The 17,305-nt window shown below is 58.5% G+C and carries 14 protein-coding genes, 1 tRNA gene and 2 pseudogenes; 8 read left to right on the forward strand and 9 right to left on the reverse strand.

Annotated elements, in window-relative coordinates:
* Window positions 1-69: 69 nt before the first annotated feature.
* The 8 genes and pseudogenes from AC1DH9_RS19960 to AC1DH9_RS19995 all read right to left on the reverse strand — a co-directional run bounded on the left by AC1DH9_RS19960 (window position 70) and on the right by AC1DH9_RS19995 (window position 9,504).
* Window positions 70-1,485 carry a sigma-54 interaction domain-containing protein gene (locus AC1DH9_RS19960; protein WP_477808641.1) on the reverse strand — a complete coding sequence of 472 codons (1,416 nt, stop codon included), beginning with the start codon at window positions 1,483-1,485 and terminating at the stop codon, window positions 70-72.
* Between the two features lie 118 nt (window positions 1,486-1,603).
* Window positions 1,604-3,184: an ABC transporter ATP-binding protein gene (locus AC1DH9_RS19965; protein WP_477808642.1), complete on the reverse strand. Its 1,581-nt coding sequence runs from the start codon at window positions 3,182-3,184 to the stop codon at window positions 1,604-1,606.
* A gap of 53 nt (window positions 3,185-3,237) precedes the next feature.
* Window positions 3,238-4,260 carry an ABC transporter permease gene (locus AC1DH9_RS19970; RefSeq protein WP_054596816.1) on the reverse strand — a complete coding sequence of 341 codons (1,023 nt, stop codon included), beginning with the start codon at window positions 4,258-4,260 and terminating at the stop codon, window positions 3,238-3,240.
* A 90-nt stretch (window positions 4,261-4,350) separates the two neighbouring features.
* A pseudogene (locus AC1DH9_RS19975) lies at window positions 4,351-4,971 on the reverse strand (ABC transporter permease family protein); the annotation flags it as partial.
* Window positions 4,971-6,728, reverse strand: a complete 1,758-nt coding sequence (locus tag AC1DH9_RS19980) for an extracellular solute-binding protein (protein WP_477808643.1) — start codon at window positions 6,726-6,728, stop codon at window positions 4,971-4,973. The gene AC1DH9_RS19980 and the pseudogene AC1DH9_RS19975, both read right to left, overlap by 1 nt.
* A gap of 137 nt (window positions 6,729-6,865) precedes the next feature.
* Complete coding sequence (locus tag AC1DH9_RS19985) at window positions 6,866-7,147, reverse strand: peptidylprolyl isomerase (protein ID WP_019690941.1); 282 nt, start codon at window positions 7,145-7,147, stop codon at window positions 6,866-6,868.
* Between the two features lie 131 nt (window positions 7,148-7,278).
* On the reverse strand, window positions 7,279-8,160 hold the full coding sequence (locus AC1DH9_RS19990) for an esterase/lipase family protein (protein WP_427538332.1): 882 nt from the start codon (window positions 8,158-8,160) through the stop codon (window positions 7,279-7,281).
* A gap of 264 nt (window positions 8,161-8,424) precedes the next feature.
* Entirely contained in the window at window positions 8,425-9,504 is a 1,080-nt protein-coding gene (locus AC1DH9_RS19995; protein WP_427538335.1) for a 3-deoxy-7-phosphoheptulonate synthase, read from the reverse strand.
* 626 nt (window positions 9,505-10,130) lie between these two features.
* On the opposite strand from AC1DH9_RS19995, the gene AC1DH9_RS20000 reads away from it, so the two are divergent.
* The 7 genes and pseudogenes from AC1DH9_RS20000 (at window position 10,131) to AC1DH9_RS20030 (ending at window position 15,066) form a co-directional block, all read left to right on the forward strand.
* A complete protein-coding gene (locus tag AC1DH9_RS20000) occupies window positions 10,131-10,889 on the forward strand; it encodes a carbon-nitrogen hydrolase family protein (RefSeq protein ID WP_427538338.1) in 759 nt (252 codons plus the stop codon).
* 9 nt (window positions 10,890-10,898) lie between these two features.
* The gene (locus tag AC1DH9_RS20005; protein ID WP_427538341.1) at window positions 10,899-11,333 is read left to right on the forward strand and encodes a GNAT family N-acetyltransferase; all 435 of its coding nucleotides are present in this window, start codon (window positions 10,899-10,901) and stop codon (window positions 11,331-11,333) included.
* Between the two features lie 141 nt (window positions 11,334-11,474).
* A pseudogene (gacA, locus tag AC1DH9_RS20010) lies at window positions 11,475-11,867 on the forward strand (response regulator transcription factor GacA); the annotation flags it as partial.
* A 2-nt stretch (window positions 11,868-11,869) separates the two neighbouring features.
* A complete protein-coding gene (uvrC, locus tag AC1DH9_RS20015; RefSeq protein WP_054596825.1) occupies window positions 11,870-13,693 on the forward strand; it encodes an excinuclease ABC subunit UvrC in 1,824 nt (607 codons plus the stop codon).
* Between the two features lie 33 nt (window positions 13,694-13,726).
* On the forward strand, window positions 13,727-14,287 hold the full coding sequence (gene pgsA / locus AC1DH9_RS20020) for a CDP-diacylglycerol--glycerol-3-phosphate 3-phosphatidyltransferase (RefSeq protein ID WP_123583870.1): 561 nt from the start codon (window positions 13,727-13,729) through the stop codon (window positions 14,285-14,287).
* 63 nt (window positions 14,288-14,350) lie between these two features.
* A tRNA-Gly gene (locus AC1DH9_RS20025) sits at window positions 14,351-14,426 on the forward strand.
* Between the two features lie 253 nt (window positions 14,427-14,679).
* Complete coding sequence (locus AC1DH9_RS20030) at window positions 14,680-15,066, forward strand: Arm DNA-binding domain-containing protein (RefSeq protein ID WP_427538344.1); 387 nt, start codon at window positions 14,680-14,682, stop codon at window positions 15,064-15,066.
* A gap of 212 nt (window positions 15,067-15,278) precedes the next feature.
* Here the strand turns inward: AC1DH9_RS20030 and AC1DH9_RS20035 are convergent, their stop codons facing one another.
* A complete protein-coding gene (locus AC1DH9_RS20035) occupies window positions 15,279-16,127 on the reverse strand; it encodes an NmrA family NAD(P)-binding protein (protein WP_427538347.1) in 849 nt (282 codons plus the stop codon).
* Window positions 16,128-16,173: 46 nt separating this feature from the next.
* Between AC1DH9_RS20035 and AC1DH9_RS20040 the strand changes: the two genes are divergently transcribed.
* A complete protein-coding gene (locus AC1DH9_RS20040) occupies window positions 16,174-17,079 on the forward strand; it encodes a LysR family transcriptional regulator (protein WP_477808644.1) in 906 nt (301 codons plus the stop codon).
* Window positions 17,080-17,305 lie beyond the last annotated feature (226 nt).

Below are 17,305 nucleotides of genomic sequence, written 5' to 3' on the forward strand. Positions count from 1 at the left end.
GAGCGAGCCTGCTCGCGATGGTCTCGATACGGTTTCAAATCATGTCTATAAGTAGAGACAAGCATCTCTTTATTGAGACTCGGCAATCCCCAACGCCACCATCTTCYTGTACAGCGTCGAACGCCCCAGCCCCAGCCGTGCCGCTGCGTCGATCACCTTGCCACCACAATGCGCGAGCGTACTTTCAATCAACTGCCGGTCGAAGCGTTCGCGTGCAGCACTGAAGGTCTCGTTGGTATGCGTTTCAATGGCCAGTGGCGCGGAGCGCTCCACAGGCACAAAACTGCCAACCGCCGCGCGGATTTCTGCAGCATTGAGGATCAGGTCATCGCTGAGCAGCGCGGCCCGCTCCAGCACGTTGCGCAATTCACGGATGTTACCCGGCCAGGCGTGTTGGCCGAGCAACTCCAGGGCCTGGCTATCGAGCTCATGCTGACTGCGCAGCTCTTCCAGGATCGCTTCGCTCAGGGCCGGCAGGTCGTCGAGGCGTTCGCGCAGCGGCGGCACATGGATGGGCAGGACGTTGAGGCGGTAATACAGGTCGGCACGAAACTCGCCGCGTTTGATCGCCGCTTCGAGGTCGGTGGAGGTCGCAGCGATCACTCGCACATCGCTCTGGATCACTTCGTTGGAGCCGACCGGTTCGAATTCTTTTTCCTGCAATACCCGCAGCAGTTTGCTTTGCAACGGCAGCGRCATGTCGCCGATTTCGTCGAGAAACAAGGTCCCGCCCTGAGCGATCTGCAGCTTGCCGGAGCGACCCTTGCGGTCTGCGCCGGTGAAGGCGCCGGGCGCGGTGCCGAAAAACTCGGCTTCGAGCAGCGCTTCCGGGATCGCCGCGCTGTTGATGCTGACGAAGGCTTTGTGCGCCCGTGGCGAGGCACCGTGAATCGCCTGGGCCAGCAGCTCTTTGCCGGTGCCGGTTTCACCCAGCAACAGGACCGGGGACTCGGTGCTGGCGCTACGTCGGGCGCGGCGTTTGACCTCCAGGCTGGCGGCGCTGGTGCCGATGAAATGGGCGAAGGTGTACTTGGCTTGTCGGGCTCGCAGCAGCGAACGTGTGGACGCAAGTTCTTCCTGCATGCTCTGGTAACGCTTGAGCATCGGCGACAGGCTGCGCAACTCATCGAACAACGCGAACCCGATGGCACCAATCACCGCGCCGGCGTCATCGTGAATCGGCAGGCGCATCACCACCAGCGGCTCTTTGGGCGTGTCCTGCATGTCCAGCAGGATCGGTCGACCGGTACGCACCACCTCGCGCAACAGGCTGCCGGGGATCACGCTTTCACACGCTTTGCCGATCGCCACTTCAGCGGACGCCAAGCCAAAGCGCTTGGCATAACGTTCGTTCATCCAGACGATGTTCGCATCGCGGTCGACGATCACCGTGCCTTCGCTGGACTGCTCGATGATCTCGAACAACGAGCGGATCGCCAGCATGCGCACACGTTGGTAGTCCTTGAGGCTTTCGGTGGTGTTCATGGCTTCATTTCCAGAATGTGCATGGTCTGTGCTGGCCCCTTCGCGAGCAGGCTCGCTCCCACATAAGTCACTGTGGGGGCGAGCCTGCTCGCGATGGCCGCGACGCGGTCCGAAGCGATCATACCCAGCCCGGATGCGCCGCGGCCAACAGCTCTTTGGTATAGGGGTGCTGCGGTGCGGTGAACACGTCATGGCTGGCGCCGCGTTCCACGACTTTGCCGTCCTTGATCACGATCATGTCATGGGCCAGGGCACGAATCACTGCCAGGTCATGGCTGATGAACAGGTAGGTCAGGCCGTATTTTTCCTGAAGCTGGCGAAGCAGGGCGACCACCTGTTTTTGCACCGTGCGATCAAGCGCCGAGGTCGGTTCGTCGAGCAGAATCAATGCCGGCTTGAGTACCAGGGCGCGGGCGATGGCAATCCGTTGGCGCTGGCCACCGGAGAATTCGTGCGGGTAGCGGTGGCGGCTTTGCGGGTCAAGGCCGACCTCTTTCAGCACCTGAATGACCTGGGCCTCGCATTCGCCGGCAGTTGATTGGCTATGGACTTCCAGCCCTTCGCTGATGATCTGTGCGACTGACATTCGCGGGCTGAGGCTGCCAAACGGGTCCTGGAACACTACCTGCATCTGCTTGCGCCAAGGCCGCAGCTGCTTCTGGTTCAGGCTGTCGAGCGCCTCGCCCTTAAAGCGGATGCTGCCGTCGGAGTCGAGCAGGCGCAGGATCGCCTGGCCGAGGGTGGACTTGCCGGAACCGGATTCGCCAACGATGCCCAGCGTCTTGCCGCGTTGAATACTCAGGCTGATGCCGTCGACTGCATGCAACCAGGTTTTACGCTGGAACAATCCGCCGCCCAGCGGGAAGCGCACATTGAGGTCGTTGACTTCCAACACGACTTCACGCTCGTCACGAGGCAGGGGTTCACCTTCCGGTTCGGCGTTCAACAGCAGTCGACTGTAGGGATGTTGCGGGTGGTTGAAGAGGCGCTCGCACTCGGCTTGCTCGACGACTTCCCCAGCGTGCATGACGCAGACCCGCTGGGCGATGCTGCGCACCAGATTGAGGTCGTGGCTGATCAACAGCAGCGACATGCCCAGGCGTTGTTGCAGTGATTTGAGCAGCCGCAGGATCTTGCGCTGTACCGTCACATCGAGCGCGGTAGTTGGTTCATCGGCGATCAGCAACTCGGGTTCGCAGGCCAGCGCCATGGCGATCATCACCCGTTGCCGCTGGCCACCGGAGAGCTGGTGCGGATAGGCCTTGAGGCGCTCTTCGGGTTTTTTGATGCCCACCAGTTCGAGCAGCTCAAGGGTGCGCTTTTGCGCCGCCTTGTCACCCAGCCCCTTATGCACCAGCAGGGTTTCGCCAATTTGCTTTTCGACGCTGTGCAACGGATTCAGGGAGGTCATCGGTTCCTGGAAAATCATCGCGATGCGATTGCCGCGCAAGGCTCGCAGGGTCGTGACGTCCGCGCCGATCAATTCCTGGCCACGATAGCGAATGCTGCCCCGGGTTTCGGTGCCGCCGTCGGGTAGCAGTTGGAGGATCGATTGGGCGGTCACCGATTTGCCCGAGCCGGATTCGCCAACCAATGCCAGGCACTYGCCGGGGCGGATGTCCAGGCACACATTGCGCACTGCAGCCTGACCACTGAAGGCCACGTTGAGGTCACGGATTTCGATCAGGTTGTCGCTCATGTCCAATGTCCAGCTCAGGTTCGAGGATCAAGATCGCGGCTCAAGATCGAGGATCAAGATCGAGGATCAAATGCATCGCGCAATGCTTCACCGATAAACACCAGTAAGGAAAGAATCAGCGCCAGGGTGAAAAACGCCGTCAGCCCGAGCCACGGTGCTTGCAGATTCTGCTTGCCCTGACCGATCAACTCGCCCAGCGAGGCGCTGCCGGCGGGCATGCCGAAGCCGAGGAAGTCGAGGGCGGTGAGGGTCGAGATTGCCCCGGTGAGAATGAATGGCAGGTAACTCAAGGTCGCGTTCATCGCATTGGGCAGAATGTGCCGCACGATCACTTTGCGATCGGTTAGCCCCAGTGCGCGCGCCGCTTTGACGTACTCCAGGTTGCGCCCGCGCAGGAACTCGGCGCGCACTACATCCACCAGTGCCAGCCAGGAAAACAGCGCCATGATCCCCAACAGCCACCAGAAGTTCGGCTCGACGAAACCCGACAGGATGATCAGCAGGTAAAGCACCGGCAACCCTGACCAGACTTCCTGCAAACGCTGACCGAGCAGGTCGACCCAGCCGCCGTAGTAGCCCTGCAAGGCGCCGGCGGCGATGCCGATCAACGCGCTGATGAAGGTCAGCGCCAACGCGAACAATATCGACACCCTGGCGCCGAAAATCACCCGCGCCAACACATCGCGTGCCTGATCGTCGGTGCCCAGCCAGTTGACCTTTGACGGCGGACTCGGCGCCGGTTGATTGAGGTCGTAGTTCGGCGTGTCATCGCTGAACGGGATCGGCGGGAACAGCATCCAACCGCCGTCCTTGTGGATCAGCTTCTGCACGTAATCACTGCGGTAATCGGCCTGGAACGGCAGTTGCCCACCGAACTCTTGCTCGGTGTAGCGCTTGAACGCCGGGTAGTACAACGAGCCCTGATAACTCAGTACCAGCGGCTTGTCATTGGCAATCAATTCACCACCGAGGGTCAGGACGAACAGGCCGATGAACAGCCACAGCGACCACCAGCCTCGACGGTTTTTCTTGAAGCGTTCGAAGCGTCGGCGCGCCAGGGGCGAGAGATTGAGCATCAGCCATTCCTCGAGGCGAAGTCGATGCGCGGGTCGACCAGGGTGTAGCAAAGGTCGCCGATGATTTTTATCAGGAGACCGAACAGGGTGAAGATTTCCCAGTGTCGACAACTGATCGAAATTCTCCGAGACCAGTCCTCGTACCGGAAACCAGTTCAACGATGTACCACCGGCAAATACCACGATCAGAAACATCGCAAACAGGAACGCCGGCATCGCGTACCCGATGACGATTGCGGTGCTGCTCCATATATCGAAAAGGCTGCCGTGATGCACGGCTTTGCGAATGCCCAGCGGGATTGATACCAGGTAGGTGATCAGTGTCGCCCAAAGCCCGAGGGAAATGGTCACTGGCATCTTTTCAAGAATCAGGTCGGTGACCGTGGCGCCGCGAAAGAAGCTCTTGCCGAAGTCCAGCCGGGCATAGCTGGTGATCATCAGCCACAGGCGTTCCGGTGCCGGCTTGTCGAAGCCATACTGTTTTTCGATGTCCTTGATCAGTTGTGGATCAAGTCCGCGACTGGCCCGCGAGCCGTGGCTGATGGCATCGCCGGAAGCCCCGATGGCTGGGCCGCCGATGCCTTGCAGGTGAGCGATGGCTTGTTCGACCGGGCCACCCGGTGCGGCCTGCACGATCACGAAGTTGACCAGCAGAATGATCACCAGCGTTGGAATGATCAGCAGCAAACGTCGAACTATATAAGCCAGCATCAATGCGGCCCTCCGGGTTTGCCACGGCTGATGCGTTCGACGGCCATTTGTTCGTTGGTCAGCGGCGTCGGGCTCATTTCCCACCAGCTCTCGATGGCTTCGTCATTGCTCGCTTGTATCGCCGGAATGCCGAAACGGTTCCACCACACAGTCGAGGAGCCTGGCGGGTAATAGTTGGGAATCCAGTAGTAGTTCCATTGCAGCACCCGGTCCAGTGCGTGGGCATAACGCAGCATGTCGGCCTGGGTGGTGGCTTTGACTAGGCCGGTAATCAGTGTGTCGACGGCAGGATTTTTCAGCACCATGTAATTGTTGGCACCGGGGTCGGTGGCGGCGGCCGAGCCGAAGTAGTTGTATAGTTCGGTCCCCGGCGAGGTGGTCACCGGATAGCCGGTGACGATCATGTCGTAGTCGCGACTCATCAAGCGGTTTACGTACTGCGACGAGTCGATCCGGCGAATATCCAGATTGATCCCGATCTGCGCCAGGTTGCGTTTGTACGGCAGCAGCAGACGGTCCATGCCGTTCTGGCTGATCAGGAAAGTAAACGCCAGTGGCTCGCCCTCGGCGTTGACCAGCCGATCGCCATCGGCTTTCCAACCGGCTTGTTCGAGCAGCGCCAGCGCCTGCAATTGCTTGTCGCGGATCAGGCCGCTGCCGTCAGTCTTCGGTGCTTCGAAAACCTGGGTAAAGACCTCGTCTGGAATCTGCCCGCGCAAGGGCCACTCGAAATCCCAGAGCATTGCCAGTGCCTGACGGACGCGGCGATCCTGGAACATCGGCTTTTGCAGATTGAACACAAAGCCCTGGGCCGGTTGTGGTGCCTCTTTGGCCAGATGAGCCTTTTGCAAACGGCCGTCGTTCAGCGCTGGACCGTCGTAACCGATGGAATACGCGGTGGCCGAGAACTCGCGGTTGTAGTCATAGGCGCCGCCGCGCAGCACCTGGCGAGCGACATCGGTATCGCCGAAATACTCGATGCTGAAATGGTCGAAGTTGTACAGGCCGCGGCTGACGGGTAAGTCCTTGCCCCACCAGTCGGCATTGCGCTCGAAGGTAATGCTGCGTCCCGAATCAATCTTGCTGACGCGGTACGGGCCGCTACCCAGTGGTGCTTCGTAACCGCCGCCATTGGCGAAGTCGCGGGTTTTCCACCAGTGCTCGGGAAACACCGGCAGGGTCGCAATGTCCAGCGCCAGGGTACGGCTTTCGTTGTTCTTGAAGTCAAAGCGAATGGTGTGCGGCGACTCGACTTCGACGCCTTTGACGTCGGCGAATTGGGTGCGATAGCGCAGGCTGCCCTGGGTCATCAGCAGGTCGAAGGTGTAGCGCACGTCTTCGGCGGTGATGGGCGTGCCATCGGCGAAGCGAGCCTTGGGGTTGAGGTAGAAACGCAGCCACAGACCATCATCGGCACGCTCCATTTTCTCTGCCACCAGCCCGTACACGGTGTAGGGCTCATCCAGCGAACGCTGGGCCAGTGGCGAGTAAATCATCCCGTCGACCTGGGTCACGCCAATGCCCTTGTCGATGTACGGCAGCACGTGGTCGAAGTGGCCGATTTCTATCGCTGAGCGGCGCATGCTGCCGCCCTTGGGCGCTTGCAGGTTGGTGTAGGCAAAGTGACTGAAACCTGCAGGGTATTTGGCCGGTTCGCCATACACGGTCAAGGCGTGCTGTGGCGTAGCGTTCACGGCTGCAGTGCTCAGCAGCAAGGCCAGGGCCATGAAGATCAATGAGGGGAAAGCCAGTCGCATTGTCAGCCTTAAGAGCCGGATGATCGATAAGCACAATTTGTACGCTAGCGGCGCGTGACTCGCCAGCCATAATCATTCGATACAAACGCAACGGCCCACCAGAAGGCGGGCCGTTGTTTGAGCAAATCGCGGATTGATCAGTCCTGGCGGCTGGTCACTTCCAGCAGGTGGTAACCGAACTGGGTCTTCACCGGGCCTTGTACGGTGTTGACCGGTGCGCTGAAGACCACGGTGTCGAATTCCTTGACCATCTGGCCAGGACCGAACGAACCGAGGTTGCCGCCGTCACGGCTCGATGGGCAGGTGGAGTTGGCTTTGGCAATGGCAGCGAAATCAGCACCGGCTTCGATTTGGGCTTTCAGTTCGTTGCACTTGGCTTCGGTGGCAACCAGGATGTGGCGGGCAGTGGCTTTGGCCATGAGAAAAATCTCCATTCAATGTTCAAGTAAGGTGTTGAGCCTACCGGATTCAGTGACCTATTTCTCGTCAAAGTTCGGTCAATCGATTGCCGGTTTTCACCTCATCTTGCCGTTGTTCGAAAAAGACCTGCTTAAAGGCCAACGCTTTTCAAGCGTTCGGCATGCAGCAGATACAACTCGACGGGGTCGATGCCTTTGCGTACCAGACCTGCCGTTTGATTGATCGCATCCAGGTGGTCCATTGGGTAATCGGAGCGCAGGACGGTGCCCAGGTGCGAGCTGTAGCGGCCGACCATCCCGTCGTTTTGCTCGGTCTCACGAGTGAAAAACCTGGAAAACCCTCGACAAAAAGCGTGCAGTGGATCGAGCGCATGCAGCCCTGCATCCAGCAGGTTGCCCTGCAATGTGCCACTCCAGGAGTAATAACGAACGCCGTTGACCTGTTCTTCGCCGTTGCCACCCCAGGTCTTCGGCAGGCCTTGAGGGTATTTTGCGTTGAAGGCCGCGACGCCTTCAGTCGTTAAAGCGTTGAGGGCGGCGACAGCGTTCTGCGGGATTTTCGGGTTGCCACTGATAAATGACAGGAACTCGACGAACAGTGTCGAGACTGCCACCGCGACGTGTTCTGGCAGGTGCCCGGGGGTCAATGCCTTGCGCAAGCAGTCGGCGAGCTCGGAGCCATGGTTCGGCCCGCTGACCGAGGTCACCGAAGCGACGTTTTGGGGGGCTATCGCTGCGGCATAACGAGCGGTCAGGGCGCCTTGGCTATGGCCGATCAGATTGACTTTGCTCGCGCCGGTGCCTGCCAGCACCCGGTCGATTTGTGCCAGCAGTTGCTGGCCACGGACCTCATTGCAGTGAGCGGCCGAGAGGTGGGGTATGAACACTTGCGCACCAGTGTTCCTCAGTGCCTGTTTCACGCCATGGAAGAGTTCCAGTTTGCCGATGCTCTCGAAACCGAAGAGGCCGTGGACCAGCAGGATAGGGTGCTGCGTGATTGCATTCCGTTGCATGTGCGTACCTGTATTCCGTAAGTTCGAGTGGGGTTCACGTCCTCACTCTAATGCAGGGTGGCAGGCGAGCGGTGTGGGAAAAAACCGCTAGAAACGGTTGAAAGCGGAATAGAAATAGCGGGAAAGATCAGATTCTTGCGAGGAATTGCTCGGAACATTTTGAGATCTTTTCGTCAGTGATTGCCCGGCGCTGCCGTTCCAGAGGTGCAACTGGAACGGCAGTGCCGGGGGCAATTGATCGCTGAGTACTTGTTTGCCGTTTGCTCAGATACCCTTTTCAAGCCCGCGCAGCTTCAGGCTGGCGTTGCGCAACAACTGCTCGGTCGCCTCCCACCCCAGGCAGCCGTCAGTCACCGAAACGCCATAGCGCAGTGACTGGCTCAACGGCTGGCAGCCTTCGAACAGATGGCTTTCAAGCATCATGCCGATCAGCGAGCGATTGCCGCTCAGGCGTTGCTCAAGCACTTCGTTGAACACGGCCGGTTGGCGTAATGGGTCTTTGCCACTGTTGGCGTGACTGCAATCGACCATGATCCGCGAGGCAATCTTCAGCTTCTGCAAGTCGGCCTGTATGTGCGCGACGCTCTGGACGTCATAGTTTGGCCCGCGATGCCCACCGCGCAGCACCAGATGCGTATCCGGGTTGCCCTGAGTCTGAATGATCGCCGGGTGCCCCTGGCTGTCGACACCGAAGTGCCGATGCGGATGCGCTGCCGAGCGCATGGCATCGGTGGCGACACCGACACCGCCATCGGTGCCGTTCTTGAAACCGACCGGCATGCCCAGGCCGCTGGCCATCTCACGGTGAATCTGTGATTCGGTGGTGCGCGCGCCGATTGCGACCCAGCTCAGCAAGTCATCGAAGTAGCTGGCGGCCATGGGCTGCAGCAGTTCAGTGGCAATCGGCAAACCGAGGCGAAGCATTTCGCGCATCAATTCACGGGAGAGGGTCAAGCCACCGACCATGTCGTCGCTACCATCCAGGTGCGGGTCGTAGGCCAGGCCTTTCCAGCCCACCGTGGTGCGAGGTTTTTCAATGTAGGCGCGCATCACCACGAGCATTTCATCGCTGACGTCGGCCGCAAGCCGGGCGAGCTTGCCTGCGTATTCGAGGGCTGATTGCGGATCGTGTATCGAGCAAGGGCCGACGACGACCAGCAGACGGGAGTCTTCACCGTCGAGAATCGCGCGGACCGCTTCACGGTGGGCAGCGACCTGTTGGGTCAGCGTGAGGCTGAGTGGCAATTGGTGCTTGAGTTGCAGCGAGCTGGGCAAACGCTGGGTCAGCGCTTCATTGGCCGGGCTCAAGGTGGACAGCGGCAGAGCAGAGATGGACGAGTTCATATTCAGGCTTCCTGGGCTGGCGGCGGGTTCGGTCCCGCGCGCTCGGCCCTACTGGGGTGTTCGACAATTGGCCGGGTTGGCTTCGAGTGTGTGCATGCCACCTGTGGGTGACCGATCGGAGGCGGCAGGCTGTCCCGAGCGGAGGCTGGTAAATCGCCAGGCGGAAAAACTGTCGTAACGGTAATAAGTGGCGTAGTTCATGTCGTGATTCCTTGAAGTCAGTGATGTCGCTAAAAATGTATGGGGCTGAAAAAACAAAACCCCCGGTCGGGAGGCCGACCGGGGGTTGAGAATTCTCTGGTAGGCGACCCCTTGAGTAGTGGGCGCCGTGTGGGTATCAGGCGCGCCAGTGGCTAAACCAATACCCAAAATAAAAGTTTACCGGTGCGCAGACGCTATTTACCCGTGCAGCCGCAACCGAGCGCGGGGCGCTGGCGATGCAAAGCTGTGAAGGGATATGCGGCATGGTCTGTCTCCGATGAATGCACCGAGCTTACTAGAGGCGGGTGTGCAGATTCAATCAGTAAATGCTATCGGCTCGCAGGTCAATTTCTATGGCTTAAGTACGGCCTGGCTTTGTGCCACACTTCGTGATTGCTCGCGAACCCTCATCAAGGACAACGCAGATGACGACACTGACCATCGCTGCCGCACAATCGATCTCGGTTGCCGGGGACCTTCAGGCGAATATCGCTTGGCATCAACACTTCATTCAGGTCGCCGCCGAGCAAGGCGTGCAACTGTTGGTGTTCCCCGAGTTGTCACTCACGGGGTATGAGCGTGGATTGGCGGGGCAATTGGCGATCACGCCGGATGCAGCGGTTTTGCAGCCATTGCGGGATCTGGCTCGAGAGCTGGGTGTCACCACCGTCGTCGGAATGCCGATTCGTCTATCGGCCAATTCGCCGGTACTGATTGGCGCGCTGGTACTGGCTGCCGATGGTTCGCTGGGGGTCTATAGCAAGCAACATCTGCATTCGGGCGAGGAGGAGGCGTTTGCACCGGGTTCGGGTGGTTCACTGCTGACAATAGGTGACGATACGATCGCGTTGGCGGTGTGCGCCGACTTTTCGCATGCCAGTCATGCCGCTACGGCCGCCGACAGGGGGGCGAAACTCTACGCCGCCGGCGTGCTGATTACCGGAGGTGGCTACGCCCCGGACACCGCATTGCTGCAGGGTTATGCCGGCGAGCACTCGATGGTGGTACTGATGGCCAATCATGGCGGTGCAACGGGCGGTTGGGAGTCGGCAGGGCGCAGCGCAATCTGGGCGTCGGACGGTTCGCTGATTGCGGCGGCTTCGGGAACTGGCGATTTACTGGTGATCGCCCGCCGAAATGCCGGCGAGTGGGGCGGGGAGGTCGTGCCGGTGGTGAGTGCTTGAGGAGGATGAATGGACTTTGAGTTGCGGCTGGCTTCGTCGGAGCATTTGCCATTTGCGCGACTTTTGACCTGCCAAACCATGCTTGGCTATTACATTCGGCATGGTCTACCTTGGATCGACGACGCCTTCGATGTTGCATGGGCGGGTCGGGAAAACTGGCTGATTTGCCACAATGCATCGGTGCTGGGCTTTACCAGCCTGAGCCGCGATTCAAAGGCCCTGTACATTCGCGAGTTGCATGTGATCGAGACTTTTCGCAATCAGGGCGCGGGTGCCTGGACGATCGAACAGGTGTTTTCGAAAGCCTGTACGGAGCGACGTCCGGCGCTGCGTCTGACGGTGTTCAAGGACAATCCCGCGCAAACGCTTTATCAGCGCATGGGCTTGCAGATTGTCGGGCAGGACGATTGTTTCCTGAGGATGGAGCGCAAATGTCCTCGCTGAAACGTCTGTAAAGCGTGTAGCTCAAGTCTTTCAAGACGAATTGAAACTTTTTATATAGCGCTTGCTGCTAGGTCTGCCGGATGCTTTTTGCTAAGGTGTTCGGCAACCAATAAGACCATTATCGCGAGGTGTCTGCTTGATTGCGAGGAAGATCCGTTTCCTACTCGACTGTTACAGGCAGGTGCCGCGGGCTATCTGACCAAGGGCGCAGGGCTCAATGAAATGGTGCAGGCGATTCGCCTGGTATTTGCCGGGCAGCGTTATATCAGTCCGCAAATTGCCCAGCAGTTGGCGATCAAATCGTTCCAGCCAAGTAATGATTCGCCTTTCGACGCGCTGTCAGAGCGGGAGATCCAGATCGCCCTGATGATAGTCGGCTGCCAGAAGGTCCAGATCATTTCCGACAAACTATGCCTGTCGCCAAAAACCGTGAACACCTACCGTTACCGCATTTTCGAGAAGCTTTCGATCAGCAGCGATGTTGAGTTGACGCTGTTGGCGGTTCGTCACGGCATGGTCGATGCCAGCCTCTGACAATGACCGACCCGTTTGATCCAAGCGCCTTTCTTTCGACCGTCAGTGGGCGCCCTGGTGTGTATCGCATGTTCGACAGCGATGCGCGCCTGCTGTACGTGGGCAAAGCCAAGAACCTGAAGAAACGTCTGGCGAGTTATTTCCGCAAGACCGGCCTGGCACCCAAAACGGCTGCCTTGGTTGGCCGAATCGCCCAAATTGAAACCACCATCACCGCCAACGAAACCGAAGCGCTGCTGCTTGAGCAGACGCTGATCAAGGAGTGGCGGCCGCCCTACAACATTCTTCTGCGGGACGATAAATCCTATCCGTATGTATTTCTTTCGGATGGCGACTTTCCACGCCTGAGCATCCATCGCGGTGCGAAAAAGCTGAAGGGCAAGTACTTCGGTCCTTACCCGAGTGCCGGTGCGATTCGTGAAAGCCTGAGCCTGCTGCAAAAGACCTTTTTTGTTCGTCAGTGCGAAGACAGCTACTACAAGAACCGCACGCGACCCTGCCTGCAGTACCAGATCAAACGTTGCAAGGCACCTTGCGTTGGCCTGGTCGAACCTCAGGTGTACGCCGAGGATGTACGTCACTCGGTGATGTTTCTCGAAGGTCGCAGCAATGCGCTGACAGACGAGCTGTCTGCAGGCATGGAGCAGGCCGCGAGCACCCTCGATTTCGAGCGGGCGGCCGAGCTGCGGGATCAGATTTCCCTGCTGCGCCGGGTGCAGGATCAACAGAGCATGGAAGGCGGAACGGGAGATGTCGATGTCATTGCGGCGTTCATCAACCCGGGCGGTGCCTGTGTTCATCTGATCAGTGTGCGTGGCGGACGGGTGCTGGGCAGCAAGAACTTTTTCCCGCAGGTGGGTATTGAAGAGGATGTTGCCGAAGTGATGGCGGCGTTTCTTGGCCAGTACTTCATCAGCAGTCCCGAACGCGACTTGCCAAGCGAGTTGATCGTCAATGTGGTCCACGAAGACTTTCCGACCCTGATCGCGGCCATTGAAGAGCTACGCGGTCGCGAGTTGACCATCAGCCATCGGGTTCGCGGCACGCGAGCACGCTGGCAGCAACTGGCCGTGACCAATGCCGAACAGGCGCTCGGGGCGCGTCTGGCCAACCGTCAGCACGTTGCCGCGCGGTTTGAAGCCCTGGCACAAGTGCTTGACCTGGATGAGCCGCCGCAACGGCTGGAATGCTATGACATCAGTCACTCGAGCGGCGAAGCGACAGTGGCGTCTTGCGTGGTGTTTGGCCCGGAAGGACCGCTGAAGTCCGACTACCGCCGCTACAATATCGAAGGTGTCACGCCGGGCGATGACTACGCGGCGATGCATCAGGCGCTGACTCGACGCTTCAGCAAACTGAAGGACGGCGAGGGCAAGTTGCCGGACATCTTGCTGGTGGACGGCGGCAAGGGGCAGTTGTCCATGGCGCGTGATGTGCTCAACGAGTTGGCCGTGCCGGACCTGATTCTTCTGGGCGTGGCCAAGGGGGCGACGCGCAAGGCCGGGTTTGAAACGCTGTATCTCAATGACGCCGCCCATGAGTTCACCTTGCGTGGGGATTCTCCGGCGCTGCACTTGATCCAGCAGATCCGTGATGAAGCTCACCGTTTTGCAATTACCGGTCACCGTGCACGACGTGGCAAAACCCGCCGCACTTCAACGCTTGAAGGCGTTGCCGGGGTAGGGCCGACGCGACGGCGTGACCTGTTGAAACATTTTGGTGGATTGCAGGAGCTGTCTCGTGCAAGCATCGAAGAGATCGCCAAAGCACCGGGGATCAGTAAAAAGCTCGCTGAGTTGATTTATGCAAACCTGCACAGCGAGTAGAATGCCCAACTCACCTCGTAGCCAGTTGTGCCGATGAATATCCCTAATCTGATCACCGTTCTACGCGTTCTGCTCATCCCGATCTTCATTTTGCTGTTTTACCTGCCGTACCAATGGAGCTACCTGGCATCCGCCTCGGTCTTCGCGTTTGCTGCGGCTACGGACTGGCTGGATGGCTATTTGGCCCGCCGCCTGGAACAAAGCACACCGTTCGGGGCATTTCTCGATCCGGTCGCCGACAAGCTGATGGTCGCAGTGGCGCTGGTGCTGCTGGTACAGGAGCACGGTAACGTGTGGCTGACATTGCCGGCAGCGGTCATCATCGGTCGTGAAATCGTGGTTTCCGCTCTCCGGGAGTGGATGGCTGAACTGGGCGCGCGTGCGCATGTTGCCGTCTCGAACCTGGGCAAATGGAAAACCGCTGCGCAGATGCTGGCGCTGGTGATCCTGCTGGCTAATCCGTCGGACTTCAGCTTTTGGGTTCTGGTGGGTTATACCTTGCTGATGGTCTCTGCAGGCCTGACGTTGTGGTCGATGGTGCAGTATCTGCGCGCTGCCTGGCCGCATCTGAAAACCGATGTAGAAAAAAAATAAAACTTTTTTGAATCAARGGGTTGACGAGACTTCTAAATTCTATAAAATGCGCCACACCAAGACGCGGGAATAGCTCAGTTGGTAGAGCACGACCTTGCCAAGGTCGGGGTCGCGAGTTCGAGTCTCGTTTCCCGCTCCAAATACAAAAAACGCCACTCAATGAGTGGCGTTTTTTTTTGCGCGTTATTTTATTGTCAGCATCGAAAAAAGAGGCTTTGGCCTCTTTTTTCGTTCCGGAGAGTTCTACCGGACTCTGCCGCCAGCCACGTTTTTTTTGTACATCAATTAGTACATCGAAATCGTGACTCCCAACGGAGCGGTTTCCTCGTAGAGGACACATTGCTGGAGCCCGTACATCTCTGCTCAATCGATCGAGACGGGGAGTTGTACGGATGCCTTTGACTGATGCGGCCGTTCGCCACGCAAAAAACTTCGGTAGAAATTACAGCCTGAAAGATATGGATGGCTCGCACCTGTTCGTGAGCGCGAAGGGGGGTAAGAGCTGGCATTTTCGTTTTAACTGGCTGGGTAAGCCGGCTCGCATTTCCTTGGGAATGTATCCGGAAATAAGCCTTAAAGACGCCAGGCTGGCACGCGATCAAGCGCGAGCCCTGGTCGCCAAGGGCGCTGATCCTCGCGCGGCTCGAAGAGGCGATCGTTTTACCGCTTTGGCGGCTGATGAGAACTCCTTTACAGCAGTCTTCCTCGCATGGCGAACCTTCTACTGTCTTGAATACTTGAAGACATGGTCAGCCCTACTGTTAGTTTGTACGCGATAAACAAGTCTTGCGGTTGAGCCTGGTTGCATCAACGCCTCCTTGTCAGGGGAGAAGTGACCTGCACGCACGGATCAAAACAGTCGTAGACCACGCGTCGTTGCCGAGACAGAGCGATGATCGCAGCGAGCGTGGCTACTCAGGGTTTATGCTGTTTTATCCGTTTCAAACGGTGCAGACCTCAGGGGTTCGCCCCCCCGAAGTCCTAAACACTTTCAGCGCTTGATCAACTGACCCAATACCTCTTTCAGGGTGGTACGCCCAGTGCGTGGAACGCTCTCGAAACAGATCCACTCTTCATTGAAGCCGTCGAGCATCTGTACGCGCGGCAACGGGTTGTTCATACCTTGTGTGCGAAACAGATCCTCCCAGGTATCACGCGGTACCGCTTCGATGCGCACCGGATGACCGAGCAACTCGGCGAAGGTTTGGGCAATCGAAAGCGGAGTGACCGTGTCGGTCGATTCCAGCTCAACCACGCGCTTGCCTTGCCAGGTTTCCCGTATCAACTCGGCAGCAGTGCGGCCGACATCGACGGTAGCAATCATCGGCACGGGCTTATCCAGCGGTTGAAGGAAGCTTGGGATCACACCGCCGCGCGCGGCGTCGATATCCCATTGGTGGTTTTCCATATACCAGGCCGGGCGCAGGAAGCTGATTGGAGTGTCCAAACTGCGCAGACTGTGTTCCAGCAATTGCAGCTGGTTGAGCAAGTTGGGCTGGGTTGCCTGGGCGCCAATCGTTGACAGACATACGATCTTTCCGGGGCGTGTAACCAATAGCGCCTCGTGTAAATTGCTGATGATTTCACGAGTCTGGGGAAAACCCTCAGCCGGGTCGAAGCTGGGCGGCAGCAAGACAAATACGCCATGGCTGTGCTTGAATGCCACTGTCAGCGAGTGCACGTCGTTGAGATCAGCCACTGCTACATCACAACCTTGCGCAGCCCAGATCGCGCCTTTTTCCGCATCGCGCACAACTACACGCACCTGCTCGCCTGCTGCTAGCAGCGCCCTGGCAACTTCGCCGCCGACGTGCCCAGTAACACCCATGATTGTATACATCGTCTAACTCCCTGAGCCTCATCACTTTAATGACGAGAAATCATCAATGGGCCTGGATGGACGTTTGGTCAACGGTATAGGCGTGCTGTCTGCGGTCGTCGATAGCGGCAGTTTCGTCAAGGCTGCTGAAACGCTGGACATGACTCAGTCAGGCGTGAGCCGGGCGATCGCGAGGCTGGAAGCTCTGCTGGGAATTCGCTTATTTGATCGCACTACACGCTCTGTGACCCTGACTGACGAAGGTCGGCGTCTCTATGCGGGTGCGGTGCCGTTATTGGCCGGTCTTGAGGAACTGGCAGATAGCGCCTCCGGTAGCGCCACAACGATACGCGGGCGCCTGAGGGTCAATGTCGACCCATACTTTTCACGTTTGATCCTTGCGCCGGCGCTTGGGGACTTTATGGCCAGCTACCCCGAGCTATCTTTGGACTTGGTGACCCGCGAACACCTCGGTGATCTGGTCACGGACGGTGTCGACTTARCAGTACGCTTCGGCGAACAACCATCCTCCGGAATGATTGGCCGACAGTTGCTCACGACGCGTGTGCTAACGGTGGCTTCACCAGCATACATCCTCAAACACGGACGTCCTGCCCACCCTTCGGAGCTGGAGAATGGCAGGCATCTGTGTGTCGATTTCCGTGATTTTCAGACCGGCAAGCCATTTGTATGGGAGTTTCAACGCGACGCAGAGCGCTTGACCATCAAGACCCCCGGCCGCCTGATCGTCAATGACGTGGGCGCTCTGCACCGTATCGCCGAAGAAGGCCAAGCGGTCGCGCAGGTGCTGCAATTGGGGGTTGAGCCGGCTTTGCGCGAAGGGCGCCTGGTCGAGCTTTTTCCCGATTGGCCGAATGAGCGATTTCCGTTGTACGCATTATATCCGTCACGCAACCTGCCACCGGCCAAGGTACGCGCATTTTTGGAGTTTGTTGTGGCTCTAAGCCGTTGAACAAAAGGATTAGTGCTCGCAAGTCATTAGAGAACTGACTGCTGCGATGCTCTGACTTGGCCAGGCTGTCGTTATTCTCGCGGGGACTCTTTAGTACCTTTCGAGGTTTTTTTAATGTCTTCCCCACCCAGATCCTTGTCGACGCCGATGACGCTGCTATTGGCGTTTGCCTGTGCACTGATCACCGCTGGCAGCTATTTCGCACAACCACTCGGCAGCGTGATCA

The organism is Pseudomonas sp. 05T35, assembly GCF_056396605.1.